We start from the raw sequence: 2220 nt of genomic DNA, 5'->3' as shown, positions 1-2220 counted from the left end.
GAATCCATCGGTCTTCCTAGTTGGGAAAGGTCGAGGCTTCTCACTGGGAACACGATTGCCTCTATATTGTGAATGGGAAAGTACGCCTGTCGAACATCCTCAAAGAGCTATACTTAGACTCCTCTTGGATTGATACTTAAGGTATCGTAGGAGTGATACTTAGAGTCCTCGACCTTTCCTTATAGGAGTCCTTGACCTTTCCTTATAGGAGTCCTTGACCTTTCCTTATAGGAATCCTCCGGCACTTCCAATGTCTATTCCTTAGTCCTCCCAAGGCGAGTAATCAGCCATCGTTTGTTCGCCTGCTCCGCCTTCCTCGTCTTCGTCGAAGATGCCGGGCTTGGCCAGTCCTTCGTTCTCGCCTACGGAGTGCGAACTCACAACAAATTGGGCGATATTGTCGTCGGTCAAGAGTTGGATAACCTTAATCTGCGGGGTGATATATCTTTGTTTCATTGTTTACTACTTATTACTTAATACTTTCTTACTTACTCCCTCACTACTTTCTTGCCGTTGACGATATAGATGCCGCGGCCGGGATTCATAACGCGACGGCCCTGGAGGTCGTAGATGACGTTTTCGCGTGACTGCACTGTCGGGCGAACGTCGCGTATGCCTGTCGTTTCGGCCTCTTTGCGGGCTGCATCGAAATCGATTGTAAATCCTTTGGCAGGCGCAATAGCTTCGGCCAGACGCAGACCCGCGCGATGTGCAGCCAGCTTGATGGAAGCACCATTCCGAGTGCCCTGCTTATAGAAACCCAGACCCTCGTCGCCGTTATTGGAGAAGATATAATATTTGTAACCGGCTGCGTTGAACTCTTGCTCGGTGGCGGTGCCGATGAGCAGATTACCCGTCACGCTCTCCTCCGTTCCCGTAACGTTGGCTTGATAAACGACCGTACTGTTTGCCGCGCCTTGCAGAATAAATCCCGTTTGCTTGGGGATAATCTTGCCTGCACCGAACGCTTTCACTTGGGCTTGGTCGGGAGTCATAATACTTCCGCTCGGTGTTATGCCCGTGATGATATACGCCGTGCAGCCGGCAGGTACTTTGAAGTTCTCGTTCTCCAAGTAGTAGGAAGTATAGCCGCTGGGGCCTACGGGCACTTGCTCGTAGTATTTGCCGGGATAGTTTGACCATTGAGACGCAGCTTCGTAAGGTTGCGTGGCATCTATGGGCACATAAATCTTCAAGTCCGGAGCACCATCTATTTCTCCGCATCCTAAGGGTGGTGTGGCTCGCTCCATGACTACCTTCTTTAGAGTAAACACCTGCATCAATGCATAAGCATCTATCTGCTCTACGCCTGCGGGGATGGTTATCTCGGTATAACGGCTCTGCATCAGACTGTACGCGCCAATCTTCCTTAGTGTCTGAGGTAGTTTCACTTCCTTAAGCCCTACGTTCATCCCGGCAAACTGAACAGGTAGTTCCGTTAGTTGCGTGTTTTCCAGGTTGTAGATGTATTCTATTCCTGAATCTCTGAAGGTCCATTCTCCTGCCGTCTTCAACGTACTTGGCAGGGTTACGGAATGCAGATTGAAAGTACCATGAAATGCGTCATGACCAATACTTGTAATACCTTCAGGTAGGTTGACGCTTGTCAGTTGGTCGCACGAGTAGAAACAATAATCGCCCAGCTCTTTGATGGTATTGGGCAGAACTACTTGCGTCATCGTTCCTATAGCGAAGGCAGTTTTGCCGACCTTAGTTACCATGTAAGTTTTGCCGGCGTAAACGACCGTGGACGGAACTCGCAGTACGAGACCTCTGCAAAACCTACCATCCTCTCAACTCTCACCCATACACTCTTAGAAGAATAAATATTTTTGATCAAAAGATACCGTTGGAGGTTATTTTTGAGTAGATAACAATCTTTTATCAGTGTTTTTTCATATTATCTGATAGAATTTGACACAATAATCCCAGGTGTTCGGTATAAGTTGTAGGCAATGGATTCCATAATATGCTGCGCATGTGTTTTTGAAAGTCCAACATATCTTGCTATTCCTGCACCAAACCATCTATGCATAGAACCAAAGGTACGTTCTACTTTGTAGCGTGTCTTACTTATCGCAACGTTGATACGCTGCTGCCTTTTGGTAATTTCATGTCCTCTTGTTCTCTTATGCATGATACGACTTTTGAGTTTCATACGTTTGAGGGTTTCTTTGTTCTCCATCGAGTCATATCCTTTATCGGCATAGACAAGTGCCT

General features: G+C 47.3%; 3 protein-coding genes. All 3 read right to left on the bottom strand.

Annotated elements, in window-relative coordinates; genetic code table 11:
• Positions 1-261: 261 nt before the first annotated feature.
• Positions 262-456 carry a hypothetical protein gene (locus tag HMPREF9140_RS00630; protein WP_006951037.1) on the bottom strand — a complete coding sequence of 65 codons (195 nt, stop codon included), beginning with the start codon at positions 454-456 and terminating at the stop codon, positions 262-264.
• 32 nt (positions 457-488) lie between these two features.
• Positions 489-1721 carry a leucine-rich repeat domain-containing protein gene (locus tag HMPREF9140_RS00625; RefSeq protein WP_006951035.1) on the bottom strand — a complete coding sequence of 411 codons (1233 nt, stop codon included), beginning with the start codon at positions 1719-1721 and terminating at the stop codon, positions 489-491.
• Between the two features lie 179 nt (positions 1722-1900).
• Positions 1901-2220, bottom strand: a 320-nt coding sequence (locus HMPREF9140_RS00620; RefSeq protein WP_006951033.1) for an IS5/IS1182 family transposase, incomplete at its 5' end; no start/stop codon positions are given.

The sequence above is a fragment of the Prevotella micans F0438 genome, from assembly GCF_000243035.1.
Lineage (GTDB): Bacteria > Bacteroidota > Bacteroidia > Bacteroidales > Bacteroidaceae > Prevotella > Prevotella micans.
The sequence above is the reverse complement of the archived record's forward strand: the minus strand, read 5'-3'. Positions and strand labels throughout refer to the sequence as shown.

Excerpts from the sequence above, each read along its gene's own strand:
- HMPREF9140_RS00625 (WP_006951035.1), bottom strand. The coding sequence starts at position 1,721 with ATGGTAACTAAGGTCGGCAAAACTGCCTTCGCTATAGGAACGATGACG.
- HMPREF9140_RS00630 (WP_006951037.1), bottom strand. The coding sequence starts at position 456 with ATGAAACAAAGATATATCACCCCGCAGATTAAGGTTATCCAACTCTTG.